The organism is Paracoccus sp. PARArs4, from assembly GCF_947311865.1.
In the GTDB taxonomy this organism is placed as follows: domain Bacteria; phylum Pseudomonadota; class Alphaproteobacteria; order Rhodobacterales; family Rhodobacteraceae; genus Paracoccus; species Paracoccus zeaxanthinifaciens.
Window position 1 is genome coordinate 201,630 of sequence record NZ_CAMZMW010000005.1, and the last position, 14,442, is coordinate 216,071.

At 68.2% G+C, this 14,442-nt stretch carries 14 protein-coding genes; 6 read left to right on the forward strand and 8 right to left on the reverse strand.

The window, feature by feature from the left end:
* Positions 1–21: 21 nt before the first annotated feature.
* Together QMZ16_RS06255 and QMZ16_RS06260 are read left to right on the forward strand one after the other, a co-directional pair.
* Positions 22–186, forward strand: coding sequence for a hypothetical protein (locus tag QMZ16_RS06255; RefSeq protein ID WP_169447675.1), 165 nt, complete (start codon positions 22–24; stop codon positions 184–186).
* Complete coding sequence (locus QMZ16_RS06260) at positions 183–770, forward strand: TetR family transcriptional regulator (RefSeq protein WP_282602545.1); 588 nt, start codon at positions 183–185, stop codon at positions 768–770. The genes QMZ16_RS06255 and QMZ16_RS06260 overlap by 4 nt, the downstream gene beginning before the upstream one ends.
* A gap of 4 nt (positions 771–774) precedes the next feature.
* Here the strand turns inward: QMZ16_RS06260 and QMZ16_RS06265 are convergent, their stop codons facing one another.
* The 8 genes from QMZ16_RS06265 to QMZ16_RS06300 form a co-directional block, all read right to left on the reverse strand.
* Positions 775–4,188, reverse strand: a complete 3,414-nt coding sequence (locus QMZ16_RS06265) for a chemotaxis protein CheB (RefSeq protein WP_282602546.1) — start codon at positions 4,186–4,188, stop codon at positions 775–777.
* Positions 4,181–4,729 carry a PAS domain-containing protein gene (locus QMZ16_RS06270; protein WP_282602547.1) on the reverse strand — a complete coding sequence of 183 codons (549 nt, stop codon included), beginning with the start codon at positions 4,727–4,729 and terminating at the stop codon, positions 4,181–4,183. Before QMZ16_RS06270 ends, QMZ16_RS06265 begins: the two co-directional genes overlap by 8 nt.
* Positions 4,730–4,835: 106 nt before the next feature.
* Positions 4,836–5,663 (reverse strand): alpha/beta hydrolase, encoded by an 828-nt coding sequence (locus QMZ16_RS06275; RefSeq protein WP_282602548.1) that lies wholly within the window; start codon positions 5,661–5,663, stop codon positions 4,836–4,838.
* Between the two features lie 21 nt (positions 5,664–5,684).
* The gene (locus tag QMZ16_RS06280; RefSeq protein ID WP_282602549.1) at positions 5,685–6,473 is read right to left on the reverse strand and encodes an enoyl-ACP reductase; all 789 of its coding nucleotides are present in this window, start codon (positions 6,471–6,473) and stop codon (positions 5,685–5,687) included.
* A 21-nt stretch (positions 6,474–6,494) separates the two neighbouring features.
* Complete coding sequence (gene fabB / locus QMZ16_RS06285; protein ID WP_282602550.1) at positions 6,495–7,724, reverse strand: beta-ketoacyl-ACP synthase I; 1,230 nt, start codon at positions 7,722–7,724, stop codon at positions 6,495–6,497.
* A 26-nt stretch (positions 7,725–7,750) separates the two neighbouring features.
* The gene (gene fabA, locus QMZ16_RS06290) at positions 7,751–8,260 is read right to left on the reverse strand and encodes a bifunctional 3-hydroxydecanoyl-ACP dehydratase/trans-2-decenoyl-ACP isomerase (protein ID WP_282602564.1); all 510 of its coding nucleotides are present in this window, start codon (positions 8,258–8,260) and stop codon (positions 7,751–7,753) included.
* Between the two features lie 124 nt (positions 8,261–8,384).
* Positions 8,385–9,260 carry a glycosyltransferase family 2 protein gene (locus QMZ16_RS06295; RefSeq protein WP_282602551.1) on the reverse strand — a complete coding sequence of 292 codons (876 nt, stop codon included), beginning with the start codon at positions 9,258–9,260 and terminating at the stop codon, positions 8,385–8,387.
* Entirely contained in the window at positions 9,260–9,889 is a 630-nt protein-coding gene (locus QMZ16_RS06300; RefSeq protein ID WP_282602552.1) for a hypothetical protein, read from the reverse strand. The genes QMZ16_RS06295 and QMZ16_RS06300 overlap by 1 nt, the downstream gene beginning before the upstream one ends.
* 205 nt (positions 9,890–10,094) lie before the next feature.
* Between QMZ16_RS06300 and infC the strand changes: the two genes are divergently transcribed.
* The 4 genes from infC (at position 10,095) to QMZ16_RS06320 (ending at position 14,284) form a co-directional block, all read left to right on the forward strand.
* Positions 10,095–10,634 (forward strand): translation initiation factor IF-3, encoded by a 540-nt coding sequence (gene infC, locus QMZ16_RS06305; protein WP_348984655.1) that lies wholly within the window; start codon positions 10,095–10,097, stop codon positions 10,632–10,634.
* Positions 10,635–10,721: 87 nt separating this feature from the next.
* Entirely contained in the window at positions 10,722–11,216 is a 495-nt protein-coding gene (gene dut / locus QMZ16_RS06310; protein WP_282602554.1) for a dUTP diphosphatase, read from the forward strand.
* Positions 11,216–12,259, forward strand: coding sequence for a HesA/MoeB/ThiF family protein (locus QMZ16_RS06315; protein ID WP_282602555.1), 1,044 nt, complete (start codon positions 11,216–11,218; stop codon positions 12,257–12,259). The genes dut and QMZ16_RS06315 overlap by 1 nt, the downstream gene beginning before the upstream one ends.
* Positions 12,260–14,284 carry a M3 family metallopeptidase gene (locus QMZ16_RS06320; RefSeq protein WP_282602556.1) on the forward strand — a complete coding sequence of 675 codons (2,025 nt, stop codon included), beginning with the start codon at positions 12,260–12,262 and terminating at the stop codon, positions 14,282–14,284.
* Positions 14,285–14,442: the final 158 nt, after the last annotated feature.

The following is a 14,442-nucleotide window of genomic DNA, read 5'->3' on the forward strand; positions in this document are numbered from 1 at the left end:
GCCGCCACGCTGGAAGCAAGCATGAGCGATGCGCCAAGCGCCGCGCCCGTCATTCGCAAGAAGTCGCGCATCTGTGTCTCCGATTGCGGCCGGACGCTGCGTCGGCCCTTGCGCGGCTCATTGCACGGAATTGCCGACTATGCAATATTTGCCGGAAACGCAAATTCGGAACTGCTGCAAGAATGAACACAAGCCTTCGTGATCGGCGCCGCCGCCAGACCGCCCGAGAGATCCAGACCACCGCGCTGAAACTGGTGATGGAACAGGGGCTGCACGCCGTGACGACGGACGCCATCGCGCATAAGGCAGGGATCAGCACCCGGACCTTCTTCAACTATTTCCCGAACAAGCAGGCCGCGCTGGTCGGCCCGCTGCCGGTGCTCGAGCCCGAGGATTGCGCCTTCATCGCGACTTCGCGGGAACCGGTGCTGGAGGATCTGACCCGCGCCGTGACGGCGCTTCTGGAAACCAGCCCGCCCGATCGCCCGACGCTTCTGATGCTCGAGACGATGCTGGACCAGTTGCCCGAGGTCACCTGCACCTTCCGCGACACGCTGGACACCATCGCCATGTCGATCAGCGGTCCCCTGCAGGCGCGGCTGGGGCCGGGGTCGCAATGGCAGGCGGACATGATGGCGCACATGACGATGCATGCGCTTGGCAACGCGGTTCGGCAATGGGCCTCGACCGAGGACATGCCCGAGGACCGCATCCCCGCGATGGTGCGCGAACAGCTTCTGGCGGTCTGCGAGACGCTCTCGGCCCGATGACCCGTCAGCCGGCGCCGCCCTGCCATTCCAGCCGGGTGTGGCGCCGGGTCTCGGACTGATCGACCTCCAACTCGGCGCCGATCTGCGCGGCGGCACCCTCCAGCAGGACCGAGCCGAAGCCGCGATCGGGCTGGATGTCGGCGCGCGCCACGTCGTAATCCTCGGTCCAGTTCAGGATCAGGTCGCGGCCTTCGGTCTGCCAGCCGATGCGCAGCGCGCCCTGCACCGGACCCAGCACGCCGTATTTGAAGGCGTTGGTGGCCAGTTCGTGCAGGATCAGCGACAGCGGCACCACGTTCACGGGGCGGATCTGCGTCTCGTCGCCCTCCAGCGTGATGCGCGCCCCGCGATAGGGGGCCAGCGAGGTCTCGATCAGCTGGCGCAGCGGCAGTTCCTCGGACTTGCCCTTGGCCGTCGTCAGGCTGTGCGAACTGGCCAGCGCCGAGATGCGCGAGGACACCTCGTCCACGACCTCGCGCGCGTCGTCGGTCTCGCGCGCGGCCATCCGCAGCATGGCCGAGATCTGGGTGAAGAGGTTCTTCACCCGGTGATCCATCTCGCGGATGACGGCCTCGCGCAGCTCGGCCGCCGATTGCGCGGCGGTCACGTCCACCATGACGCCCAGCACGCGGGCATTCGCACCCGTGCCGACCCGTTCGCCCGATGCCTCGAGCCACGTGCCCGCGCGTTCCCTGGCTGACGGGCGCAGCACCCGGCGGAAGCCCTGGCCATCGGCGCAGGCCCGCAGGTCCGTCAGCAGATCCTCGCGGTCGTCGGGCGCGATCAGCGCGGCGAATGCCTGCATCGGCAGCTGCGCGGTCTGGCCCACGCCCAGAAGGTCCGAGCTGTCGTCGATGGTCAGGCTGCGCGTGTCCGCGTCGAACTGCCAGACCGCGATCCGCGCAAGGTGGCGGACCGAGTTCAGGCGATCCTCCTGCCGCTCGATCTGGATGCGCAGGTCGCGCAGGGCGGTCACATCCTCGAAGACCAGCATGGCCCCTTCGAGGTTCCCCTCGGGGCCGCGATAGGCCTTGGCGTCGATCCGCCAGACGCGGTCCGAACCGGCCTCGGTCAGCTCGGTCCCCTGCGCCTCGCCCTGGCGGATGACCTCTCGGGCCATCTCCTCCAGCGCGGGGCTGTTGAAGGCGTTCGACACGTCGGCCAGCGGGCGTCCGTAATCGGACCGCCGCAACGGGAATATCTGCAGCGCGGCATTGGTGAAGTTGCGGACCTTCACGTCCCGATCGACGACCAGCAACGGGATCTTGGTGGCCGAGAAGAAGTTCTGCAGGTCGCTGTTGGCGGCGGTCAGATCGTCGATCTTGGATTTCAGCTCGTCGTTGACGGTGCTCAGTTCCTCGTTGGTGGACTGAAGCTCCTCGTTCATCGACATCATTTCTTCGTTCGAGCTCTTCAGCTCCTCGTTCGCCGTCTCCAGTTCCTCGACCGCGCCATGCAGCTCGATCTGGGTCAGGCGCAGCTCCTCCTCCAGCAGGTCGGCGCGGGATTCGGTGATGCTCAGCTCGTCGGTGTCGGTATCGGTGTCTGCCTGCTGCTGCGCGGCCTCCTGGAAGACCAGAAGGATGCTGCGGTCGGGCAGGGGTTCGGCGAACAGCGACACGGCCTGAGAGCCGATATCGGACCGCGCGACGAGATCGCGCACGATGACGGCGCGGCCGCTGTTGCCGACCTGGTCCAGCGCGGCGGTCACGGCCTCCTTCAGGCCGGGATGCACGATCTGCTGGGCCAGCACGGGCTTGCGGGCGGTCGGCTCGACCGACAGGAAGCGCGACAGGCGGCCCGCGGACCAAAGCACCTCGCCCGCGCGGGAGACCTGCAACGAGGCAGGCGCGAAACGGTCCAGCACGCGGCGCTGCGCGGCAGCGACGGCGTGACGGCTGCCGGTCGCCTCGGATCGCTGATCGCTGCGATCGGTCGCGGCGGGCCTGCGGAAGGGCAGGTCCAGCGGCAGGCGGGCGGTCGTCTCGTCGCGCTGGAACAGGCGGGCAGGGCGGTCCAGTTCGTTGAAATGCACCGATTCCCGGCGCACCCCCTCGGACGGCCCGAGGAACAGGAAACCGCCGGGCCGCAGCGCGTAATGGAACAGCGGCAGCACGCGGGACTGCAGTTCCTCGTCCAGGTAGATCAGCAGGTTGCGGCAGGAAATCAGGTCCACCCGCGCGAAGGGCGGATCGCGCAGCACGCTGTGGATCGAGAAGCGCACCCGGTCGCGTAGCTGCGGCGTGATCTGCATCAGCGCGTCGCGATGGGTGGTGTATTCGCCGCGCAGCTCCTCGGGGATGTCGGCCAGCGCGCTGATGGGATAGCTGCCGGTCCGCGCGACCTCGATCATCTTCTTGTCGATATCCGAGGCGAAGACGGTGAAGCGCGGGCGCATCCCCGCCGCGCGCATCTCGGCGTCGATCAGCATGGCGATGCTGTAGGCTTCCTCGCCCGACGAGCAGCCGGGCACCCAGATGCGCAGCTCCTCTCCGTCGCTGTCGCGGACCATGGGGCGGATGGCGCGGTCGCGCAGCGTGCGGAACAGTTCGGGGTCGCGGAAGAAGCGCGTGACGTTGATCAGGAACTCGTTCTGCAGCGCGTCGCATTCGTCGCAGTCGCGTTCCAGATGCGCCAGGTAGGCGCGCGCGGTCTGGATGCCCAGGACCTGCATCCGGCGGCGGATCCGGCGCACCAGCGTGGACATCTTGTAGCCGCCGAAATCGTGGCCGCATTGCTCGTGCAGCACCTCGCAGATCCTGCGGGCGTCGGCCATCATGGATTCCTCGGCCACCTCGTCGTCGCGGCTTTCGAAGAATTGCAGGATCGCGGGGACGATGCGGTCGGGCGGCAGCACGAAGTCCACGAGCCCCGTCGATTCCGCCGACAGCGGCATCCCGTCATAGCGGGCGGTGCGGGGTTCCTGCACGACGCAGACCCCGCCATGTTCCTTGATCGCCCGCAGCCCCAAGGTGCCGTCCGCGCCGGTGCCCGACAGGATCACGCAGGCCGCGGCCGAGCCCTGCTGCTGGGCGAGGCTCTCGAAGAAATCGTCGATGGGGCGGCGCAGGCCGCGCGGCTGGTCGAATTCGGTCAGGACCAGCTTGCGCCCCTCGATCAGCATCCGCGCGCCGGGGGGGATGGTATAGACGTGGCCGGGGCTGAGTTCGGTGCCGTGTTCGGCCTGCCGGACGCTCAGCGCGGTGCGGCGGTCCAGAAGCTCGGCCAGGACGCTGTCATGCGTGGGGTCCAGGTGCTGGATGATGACATAGGCCGCAGGATCGTCGCGGCTGGCATCGCGCAGCAGGTCCTGCAGCGCTTCGAGGCCACCGGCCGAGGCGCCGATCGCCACGACCGCGAAATCGCGCCGTGCGCCGGCGGGCGACATCTCGTCCTTCTGGGGGCTGGCGTCATTCATCGCGGATCGCAAGCCTCGCCAAGGTCGAGATGGACCGCGCGATGATGGCCGAACTGTCGGACATGATCAGCCCGAACTGGCTTGCCGCCTTGCGCACATCCTCCATCCTCGTCTTCAACTCCGCGTCGTTGGTCAGCAATTCGTCCTTGCTGCCATGTCGTCCCATGTCGAACTGCGAGGCGATGACGAAGCGAAGCTGTCCGGCACCGTCGCGCAGCTTGGACATGAACACCAGGTTGGCGAAGCTGGATCCATCCGCGCGGTAATTCAGCACGGGAAAGCGCCCATCTTCCGAGGATTGATGCGCCAGGAACACGGACATGGCGGTCACCTGTTCGCGCGGCGTGTCCGGACCCTGAAGAAAGCGGCAATTGTGCCCCACGACATCGTCGATGCCATAGCCGGTCAGCTTCAGGAACCCGTCATTGACCATGCACAGCGGCATGTCGCCCGTGCCATGCGCCAGCGCAAGCGGGATCCGCGACCGACTGAACTGGGCGGTCAGGGCCTCGGGCGGGTCGTGAAACTTGGCGCGGTGCATGAAGCTCCCATCTGCCTGGCGAACAGGCGGTCTGGGCCGAGACTATGCCTTCGTCGCAGGCGTCACAAGCTAACTTTTGTTTTCCCGCCCGGGCGATAACCAAGCGTTATGATGCTCGGCAGGCCTCGATCCAGGCGTTCAGGACGGCCAGGGATTCCGGCTCGTCCAGCCAGGGGATATGCGCGCGTCCGGGTACGTCGGCCATGATCAGGTCGGGGCGCATCTGGGCCATCCGCTGCGCGGTCGCGCTGGACAGAAGGTCCGAATTCGCGCCCCGGATCAGCGCGACGGGCATGCCTTGGGTCGCGGTCCACAGCGGCCACAGGTCGGGGGCCTCACCCTCGAACGCGGCAAGGAACGCCTCGCGCAGGGTCGGGTCGTAGTTGATGCGCAGGCCGCGGTCGGTTTCCGTGTAATGGGCGCGCACATCCTGCAGCCAGCGCCCCTCGGGCACGTCCGAGAAGCCGGCCATCATGGCGGGCAGGCGTTCCGCGAGTTCGGCATGGCTGCGCGCGGCGGGGTTGCGCCCGACATAGTCGAAGATCTTGTGCAGCCCGTCCCGTTCGATCACCGGCCCGACATCGTTCAGGCACAGCCCGATCATGCGGTCCCGCGCGGTCGCGGCCAGGAACAGCCCGTTCAGCCCGCCGCGCGATGTCCCGAGGATCGCCGCGCGGTCCAGCCCCAGGTGATCCAGCAGGTTCAGCGCATCGCGGCTTTCGCGCGGAACGGTATAGGTCGCGGCGCCGGTGAAATCCGACGCGCCGCGGCCGCGGTAATCCATGCGGATCAGCCGCACGCCGGACAGATGCGGGGCGAAATGGTCGAAATCGGCCATGTTGCGCGTCAGTCCGGCAAGGCACAGCAGGGGCAACCCGCGGCCTTCGTCGCGAAACGCAATCTTCGCGCCGTCATCCGCAACGAAATGCTGCATGGCTGCCCCCATTGCGGTTGCTTACAGGTTCTCGCTCTGGGGCATGCCCAGCACGTGATAGCCGCCATCGACGGTCACGATCTCGCCGGTGGTGCAGGCGCCCCAGTCCGACAGAAGCCAGACGGCGGTACCGCCGATGGCCTCCAGCGTCGCGTTCGCGCGCATGGGGGCATTGGCCTCGGTATGGCGGAAGGTCTTGCGCGCGCCGCCGATCGCGGCACCGGCCAGCGTCTTCATCGGGCCGGGGCTGACCGCGTTCACGCGGATGCCGTCCGGGCCAAGGTCGTTGGCAAGATAGCGCACGCTGCTTTCCAGCGCGGCCTTGGCGACGCCCATGACGTTGTAGAAGGGCGTGACGCGGTTCGATCCGCCATAGGTCAGCGTGATGATCGACCCGCCCTCGGACATCATCGGATGCGCGCGGCGGGCGACCTCGATCAGCGAATAGCAACTGATCTCGAGGCTGTGCTTGAAGTTCGAGCGGCTGGTATTGATGAACCGGCCCGTCAGCTCGTCCTTGTTGGAATAGGCGATGGCATGGACCAGGAAGTCCAGCTTGCCCCATTTGTCCTGGAGCGAGGCGAAGGCCGCGTCCAGCGATGCGTCGTCGGTCACGTCCACGTCCAGAAGCGTGTCCGAGCCGACCGAGGCGGCAAGCGGTTCGACCCGCTTGCCGAAGGCCTCGCCCTGATAGGTGAAGGCCAGTTCGGCCCCCTCGGCGGCGGCCGCCTTGGCGATCCCCCACGCGATGGAGCGGTCATTGGCGACCCCCATCACAAGCCCGCGCTTGCCCTTCAGAAGATCGCCCATGATGTCCTCGTTCTTTCGTAATCAGTCGCGGAAGCGCGACATCAGCAGAGAGGCGTTGGTGCCCCCGAAGCCGAAGCTGTTCGACAGGATCGAATCCAGCCCTGCATTGTCCACGCGGTCGGTCGCAATCTCGCCCGGCTTGATCTCGGGGTCCAGAGTCTCGACATTCGCCGAGGCCGCGATGAAGTCATTCTGCAACATCAGCAGGCTGTAGATCGCCTCGTGGACGCCGGTCGCGCCCAGGCTGTGACCGGTCAGGGACTTGGTCGAGCTGACGGGCGGCGTGCTGCCCTCGCCGAAGATGCGGCGGATGGCCTGGATCTCGCCCAGGTCGCCGACCGGGGTCGAGGTGCCGTGCGCGTTCACATAACTGACCTTGCGGCCTTCGGGCAGGGTGTCCATGGCCACGCGCATCGCACGCTCGCCGCCCTCACCCGAGGGGGCGACCATGTCATAGCCGTCGCTGGTCGCGCCGTAACCGGTGACCTCGGCATAGATCTTGGCACCGCGCGCCAGGGCATGGGACAGCTCCTCCAGCACGACGACGCCGCCGCCGCCCGCGATGACGAAGCCGTCACGCGTCGCGTCATAGGGGCGCGAGGCGGTTTCGGGCGTGTCGTTGTATTTCGACGACATCGCGCCCATCGCGTCGAACAGGCAGGACAGCGTCCAGTCCAGTTCCTCTCCGCCGCCGGCGAAGACGATGTCCTGCTTGCCCATCTGGATCTGCTCGACCCCGTTGCCGATGCAATGCGCCGATGTCGCGCAGGCCGAGGTGATCGAGTAGTTCACGCCCTTGATCTTGAAGGGCGTCGCAAGGCAGGCCGAGTTCGTGGACGACATGCAGCGCGTCACCATGAAGGGGCCCATGCGCTTGGGTGCGCCCTTCTCGATGACGATCTGGTGGGCGTCGAAGAAGTTCGACGTCGACGGCCCGCCCGAGCCCATGATCAGGCCGGTGCGCGGGTTCGAGATCTCGCGATCCTCGAGGCCGCTGTCCTTGATCGCCTGTTCCATGGCGATGAAGTTGTAGGCAGCGCCCGGACCCATGAAGCGCAGGTTGCGCTTATCGATATGGTCCTCCAGCTTGATCTGGGGCATGCCGTGAACCTGGCTGCGGAAGCCGTGTTCGGCATATTCGGGGGCGAAGACGATCCCGGAACGCCCGTTGCGCAGGCTTTCGGTGACTTCTTCTGCATTGTTACCGATGGGCGAAACGATGCCCAGGCCGGTGATGACGACGCGCCGCATTGGGGTGCCTCCTCGGGTAAATTTCATCAGCTGGTCGACAGGGCGACCTTCATGTCCTTGACCTGGTAGATCAGTTCGCCATCCGCCTCGACGCGGCCGTCGGCCACGCCCATGGTCAGGCGACGGGTCTGCACGGCCTTCGTGAAGTCCACGTGATAGCGCAGCATCTTGCGGTCGGGGCGGACCATGCCGGTCAGCTTGACCTCGCCCACGCCCAGGGCATAGCCGCGGCCTTCCCAGCCGCGCCAGCCCAGGTTGAAGCCGGTCAGCTGCCACAGGCCGTCAAGGCCCAGGCAGCCCGGCATGATCGGGTTGCCGGGGAAGTGGCAGCCGAAGAACCACAGGTTGGGGTCGATGTCGAACTCGGCCACGACGTGACCCTTGCCGTGTTCGCCGCGATCCTCCGAGATGTCGGTGATGCGGTCCATCATCAGCATCGGCGGTTCGGGCAGCTGGGCATTGCCGGGGCCGAACAGCTCTCCGCGCGCGCAGGCAAGCAGGTCGTCGCGATCGAAGCTGGTCTTGGTCATCGCCATGCGTGTGGTGCCTTCCATTCCGGCCCGCCCCGACGGGGGACGGGCGTTTTCAAGTTGCCGCACGGTCTATCATCTGGGGTCGGAAAGGCGCAAGCGAAAGGCGGTGCCGCAACGTAAGGCGCGGTCAGAACCACTGTCCGGGTTCCATCAGGCCCAGATCCATCAGCTGCTGGCTGTTCCATCCGAAGGGGTGCGAATTGCGCCAGACCATGTCGCCCACCTGGTCGCGCGACCCCGGATTGGTCGCCAGCGCCTTGGCCACGCGGAATGACGCGATGGTCGCAGTCAGATTGTGGTGCCAGGGGCAGGAATAGGTGTTGTATTCCTCGAGGTTGAAGCGGTGGTCCGCGGTGATCCGCAGGCCCGCCTCCGCCCGGAACAGCGCGATGCGGTCGATGCGCCGACGGTCGGGCGGCAGCAGTTCCTCGTATCGCCAGCGCAGGCCGCCGTGGAAATCCAGCTGCCTGTCGCGCGGATGCCCGTCCGGCCCCTTGCGGCCAAGCGCGTAATACCCGGTGCGGTCGAACATCGGGTTGTCCAGATCGACCGCGTCCGGGAACCGCCCCAGATCGCCCGCATAGAGGTCGATCACATAGGTCAGCATTGCGCCGCGGCGTTCCTCGGTGTGGAAGGCCAGCATCTCTCCGACGCTGCGGCTCTCTCCGAAGGGGTGGAACAGGAATTCGGCGTTGAAGCAGTAATACAGCCAGGTGCCCGCGGGCACGGCGGCGATCACGGCGTTCACCCCCTCTACATGGGCGTCGGGACGGCGCGAATCGTGGCGCAGCTGCGTGACCCGCGCAGCCAGGTCGGGCGGCAGGGATATCTGCAGCTCGGACATGATCAGGATGTGGCGGAAGCCGCGCGCGACGTGATGGGCGACGGTTTCGGTGACGGCGACGCCATCCTCGACGAAGAGGATGGCGATCGGGCCCTTGGCCAGCTGCGCGCGCGGGCGGGACAGGAATTCCTGCCGGTCGGTGACGGGCAGGACCGGCATCAGCGCATCACCGCCTTCACCTGGTCCAGCGCGGCGCGCAGCAGTTGCGGGTTGTCGCTGGCCGACTGGACCAGCCGCTTCAGCGTGGCCTTCTGCGCGTCGGGGATGTCGGCGCCCTCGATCATCTCCTCGATCCGGGCGGCGTCGAAGCCCTCGGGGGTCAGAAGCGTCTCGATCCGGGCGGCGACGGCGGCGGCATTCGCCGTTTCCTCGGCATGTTCGGCGGCGGTCTCGGCGGCGTCGGCGGCCTCCTCGACGGTGGCGGCCTCGGGTTCGGTGGCGGCGGCCTCGGCTGCGCGGCCGGCGGCGGCGATGGCGGCCTCGGCTGCGGCCTCGGCCTCGGCCGCGGCATCCGAGGCGGGGGGAACGCCCGCATCCTCCGAGGCGCGAACGGCCTCGGCCGCGGCATCGGCCGCGATGGCGGCAGCATCGGCCGCGGCGTCGGCGGCCGCATCGGCGGCTTCGGCCGCCTCTTCCTCGGCGGGGTCGGCTACTGCTTGCGGCGCAGGCTCCGGCTGGGCGGGGGCCTCGGCCAGTCGGGTGTCCTTCGGTGCCTGCGACTGGCTCCAGAACCACGCGCCCCCCGCCGCCAGCAGCAGAATCACGACGATCAGCCCAAGTTTCTTCATCCGGCACCCCCGGCCATCAAGTTGTCCTTGGGCCATCTATGGCACAGCCCTTCGGGACCGAAAAGCCGCGCGCCCCCCGGATACGGGCGCAGATGCGCCCAAATGCGCAATTTGCACCGTGAAACGCATCAAATCCGGTTGAAAACGCGGGCCGCTCGCCTTAATTTCCCTTCACTTCCGACTTGGCTGCATAAGGAGTATCGCCATAGCTCGTCGACCGCATAACGCACCGCCCACCCGTGACACCGGCCCCCGCGTGAACGAACGCATCCGCGTGGCCGAAATCCGCCTGATCGGCCCTGACGGAGAGAATGTCGGCGTGGTGCCGCCCTCGGTCGGATTGCAGATGGCGCAGGACTCGGGGCTGGACCTGGTCGAGATTTCGCCGAACGCGGCCCCTCCGGTCTGCAAGGTCATGGACCTCGGCAAGTACAAGTACGAACAGCAGAAGCGCGAGGCCGAGGCCCGCAAGAAGCAGAAGGTCATCGAGGTCAAGGAGATCAAGTTCCGTCCGGGAACCGACATCCACGACTATGACGTCAAGATGCGCAACGTGCTGAAGTTCCTCGAGGCCGGCGACAAGGTGAAGGTCACCCTTCGCTTCCGTGGCCGCGAGATGGCCCACCAGGACCTGGGCCTGGAGCTGCTGAACCGCGTCAAGTCCGACGTGGACGAGGTCGGCAAGGTCGAATCCATGCCGAAGCTCGAAGGCCGCCAGATGGTCATGATGATCTCGCCGCGCTGATCGCCGCGAAATCGCACCGAACTTGGACCGAACTTGGGCCGCGCAGGCATTGCCGCGCGGCCTTTGCTTTTGCAGGATGCGCCCATGATGAACGATCCGCGAATCCTGCCGCCCCCCGCCATCCGGCTGAAAGCCCTGCCCGATGCCGATCCCGCCCTTCCCGCGCCGCGCTATGAAAGCGCGGGCGCTGCCGGTGCCGACCTGCGCGCCAACCTGCCCGCTGCGATCCGCGAGGCGGGCATCGTGCTGCCGCCCGGCGGTCGCGCGCTGATCCCGACGGGCTTTGCCATCGCCGTCCCCGCGGGGTGGGAGGCGCAGGTCCGCGCCCGTTCCGGCCTTGCGCTGAAGCACGGCATCGCGCTGCCCAATGCCCCCGGCACCATCGACAGCGATTATCGCGGCCCCTTGGGCGTCATCCTGATCAACCTGGGCGATGCCGATTTCCACGTGGCGCATGGCGACCGCATCGCGCAGCTGGTGATCGCGCCCGCCCCGCAGGCCGCGTTCGATCTGGTCGAGGAACTGGACGACACGCAGCGCGGGCAGGGGGGCTTCGGCTCGACCGGATCGGGGCGCGAGTGATGCTGGGCCTGTGGCTGATCGTGGCGCTGCTGATCCTGGGCCGGGTGCTGCGCGCGCCCGGACGGGTGGTGCTGGCCATGATCGGCACGCTGCTGGCGGCGATGGTGCTGATCCAGCTGGCGGTCCCCGGATCGGCGGTCGCGGATGCGATCGGCGGGTCGGCGGCGGGCTGGCTGGTGCTGGGCGCGGCGATCGCGCTTGGCTGGGGCTATCGCGCGGGCCTTCGCCGCCTGCGCGCCCGCGCCGCACCGCCCCCCGAACCCGAACGCAGCCCCGATGCGGGCCTTACGGACCCCGAGATCGACCGCTATGCCCGCCACCTGGTCCTGCACGAGATCGGCGGGCCGGGGCAGATGCGGCTGAAGGGTGCGCGCGTGCTGATCGTGGGCGCGGGGGGCCTCGGTGCGCCGGTCTGCCTCTATCTTGCGGCGGCGGGGGTCGGGCGGATCACGCTGGCCGATGACGATACCGTCGCGCTGTCGAACCTGCAGCGGCAGGTGATCTTCCGCGACGACCTGCAGGGCGAGCCCAAGGCCTATGCCGCCGCCGAGGCGATGCTGCGCCTGAACCCGCATCTGGACGTGACGCCCCTGACGCGCCGCATCACCGAGGACGATATCGACCTGATCCGCCAGCACGACCTGGTCATCGACGGAACCGACAGCCACGCCACCCGCAGCGCGATCAACCGCGCCTGCGTTGCGGCGGGCGTTCCGCTGGTCTGGGGCGCCATCGGCCGGTGGGAGGGTCAGCTGACCCTGTTCGATCCGGCCCGTGGCGGCCCCTGCATGAACTGCGTCTTCCCCGAGGCCCCCGTCCATGATGCCCCCTGCGCCGAGGCCGGCGTGGTCGGCGCGCTGCCCGGCGTGATCGGGTCGATGATGGCGCTGGAGGCGGTCAAGGAAATGACCGGCGCGGGGCAGGGGATGCGCGGCCGCCTGATGATCCACGACGCGCTCTATTCCGAGACGCGGGTGATCCGCACCTCGGCCGATCCGGCCTGCACCGTCTGCGGCCCCGCCCGCACCGAAAAGGAACACTGAATGAACCCCGAACTGACCCGCTGGACCGGCCCCGAGGGGCTGCCGCGCTTCGACCTGATCGCGGATGCGGATTTCGCCCCCGCCTTCGACCGCGAACTGGCCGCCGCCGAGGCCGCGCACGAGGCGATCGCCGCCAACCCGCAACCCCCCAGCTTCGAGAACACCATCGCCGCGATGGAATTGGCGGATGAGGGGCTGGGGCGGATGCTCTCGATCTTCTATACGCTGGCGGGCGTTGATTCGAACCCCGCCCGAGAGGCGCTGAGCCGCGATTTCGCGCCGCGCCTTGCCGACTACGGCAGCCGCATCAGCATGGACCCGCGGCTTTACGACCGCGTCAAGGCGGTGGCCGAGGGCGCCGATGCGCTGCCGCCGCAGGATGCGCGGATCACCCGGCTGGCCCTGCGCGACCTGACGCGCGCGGGCGCGGGGCTGGCACCCGAGGGCCGGGCCCGGATGGCTGCGATCCGGGGGCGGCTGGCCACGCTGACGACGCAGTTCACGCAGAACGTGCTGGCGGATGAACGCGACTTCGTGATGCCGGTCGCCGACGACCGGCTGGACGGGCTGCCCGACTGGCTGCTGCGCGCGATGCGGGCCGCGGCGCGCGAACGCGGGCTGCAGGGGCAGGTGGTGACGCTGAACCGGTCGCTGATCGTGCCCTTCCTGGAGCATGCAGGCGACCGCGCCCTGCGCGAGGATGCCTTCCGCGCATGGGCCGCGCGCGGGTCGGGGCAGGGTGCGGGCGGGCAGGCGACGGACAACCTGCCGCTGATCCACGAGATCCTTGCCCTGCGCCATGAACGCGCGCAGCTGCTGGGTCATCCCGATTTCGCCTCGTGGAAGCTGGAGACCCAGATGGCGGGCACGCCCGACCGCGTGCAGGATTTGCTGGGGCAGGTCTGGACGGCGGCCAGCGCCCGTACGGCCGATGACGAGGCCCGCCTGACCGAGATGCTGCGCGCCGATGGCGTGAACGACAGGCTGCGCGGCTGGGACTGGCGGCTCTATGCCGAACGGCTGCGGCAGGCGGAACATGACGTCGATGCGGACCGTGTCGCGCCCTATCTGACGCTGGACGCGATGCTGGGCGCGGTGTTCGACGTGGCCCACAAGCTGTTCGGGCTGGAATTCGCGCCGATCGACGCGCCCCTGTGGTCGCCCGACGTGCGGGCCTTCCGCGTCACGCGCAATGGGCGGCTGATGGCGATCTTCCTGGGCGATTTCCATGCCCGTCCGGGCAAGCGGTCGGGTGCCTGGTGTTCGTCGCTGCAATCGCAGCACCGGATCGGCGAGGGGCAGCGCGCCATCGTGGTCAATGTCTGCAACTTCACCCCGCCCGAGGCGCCGGGCGCGCCCTGTTTCCTGTCCTGGGACGACGCGCATACGCTGTTCCACGAATTCGGCCACGCGACGCATCACATCCTGTCCGAGGTGGACTGGCCCTCGATCTCGGGGACGTCGGTGGCGCAGGACTTCGTCGAGTTGCCAAGCCAGCTGTACGAGCACTGGCTGGAACAGCCCGAGGTGCTGGATGCCCATGCCCGCCACCACGAGACGGGCGAGGCGCTGCCCGCCGATCTGCGCGACCGCGTGATCGCGGCGGGGAACGCGGATGCGGGATTTTCCACGACGGAGTACCTGGAAAGCGCGCTGGTGGACCTGGCCTTCCATCGCGGCACCCCGCCCGATGACGCGATGGCCGCGCAGGCGCGGGTGCTGGCGGATCTGGGCGCCCCCGAGGCGATCCCGATGCGGCATGCGACGCCGCATTTCGCGCATGTCTTCGCGGGCGACAGCTATGCCGCGGGGTATTACAGCTACATGTGGTCCGAGGTGATGGACGCCGATGCCTTCGCCGCCTTCGAGGAGACGGGCGACATCTTCGACCCCGCCACGGCGAAACGGCTGGAGGAGACGATCCTGTCCAAGGGTGGATCGGCGCCTGCGGATCAGCTGTGGATGGATTTCCGGGGCCGCATGCCGGGGGTCGAGCCGCTGCTGAAGGGGCGCGGGCTGTCGTGAGACGCCCAGGGGGTGCCGACCGTCGGTCGGCACCCTGCCGGGCAGGCCGGGGGCGGGGGGGGGGGGGGGGGGGGGGGCAACGGGGTATCCTTGGCGGGCGGGGCAAGGACCGAAGCGTCCCGCCCCCTGCCCTGTCTGTCAAGCGATGGCGCGGGTCA

Bases quoted from the DNA above. Each gene is read 5' to 3' on its own strand.
- QMZ16_RS06255 (WP_169447675.1), top strand. From the start codon at position 22: ATGAGCGATGCGCCAAGCGCCGCGCCCGTCATTCGCAAGAAGTCGCGC.
- QMZ16_RS06260 (WP_282602545.1), top strand. From the start codon at position 183: ATGAACACAAGCCTTCGTGATCGGCGCCGCCGCCAGACCGCCCGAGAG.
- QMZ16_RS06265 (WP_282602546.1), bottom strand. From the start codon at position 4,188: ATGAATGACGCCAGCCCCCAGAAGGACGAGATGTCGCCCGCCGGCGCA.
- QMZ16_RS06270 (WP_282602547.1), bottom strand. From the start codon at position 4,729: ATGCACCGCGCCAAGTTTCACGACCCGCCCGAGGCCCTGACCGCCCAG.
- QMZ16_RS06275 (WP_282602548.1), bottom strand. From the start codon at position 5,663: ATGCAGCATTTCGTTGCGGATGACGGCGCGAAGATTGCGTTTCGCGAC.
- QMZ16_RS06280 (WP_282602549.1), bottom strand. From the start codon at position 6,473: ATGGGCGATCTTCTGAAGGGCAAGCGCGGGCTTGTGATGGGGGTCGCC.
- fabB (WP_282602550.1), bottom strand. From the start codon at position 7,724: ATGCGGCGCGTCGTCATCACCGGCCTGGGCATCGTTTCGCCCATCGGT.
- fabA (WP_282602564.1), bottom strand. From the start codon at position 8,260: ATGGCGATGACCAAGACCAGCTTCGATCGCGACGACCTGCTTGCCTGC.
- QMZ16_RS06295 (WP_282602551.1), bottom strand. From the start codon at position 9,260: ATGCCGGTCCTGCCCGTCACCGACCGGCAGGAATTCCTGTCCCGCCCG.
- QMZ16_RS06300 (WP_282602552.1), bottom strand. From the start codon at position 9,889: ATGAAGAAACTTGGGCTGATCGTCGTGATTCTGCTGCTGGCGGCGGGG.
- dut (WP_282602554.1), top strand. From the start codon at position 10,722: ATGAACGATCCGCGAATCCTGCCGCCCCCCGCCATCCGGCTGAAAGCC.
- QMZ16_RS06315 (WP_282602555.1), top strand. From the start codon at position 11,216: ATGCTGGGCCTGTGGCTGATCGTGGCGCTGCTGATCCTGGGCCGGGTG.
- QMZ16_RS06320 (WP_282602556.1), top strand. From the start codon at position 12,260: ATGAACCCCGAACTGACCCGCTGGACCGGCCCCGAGGGGCTGCCGCGC.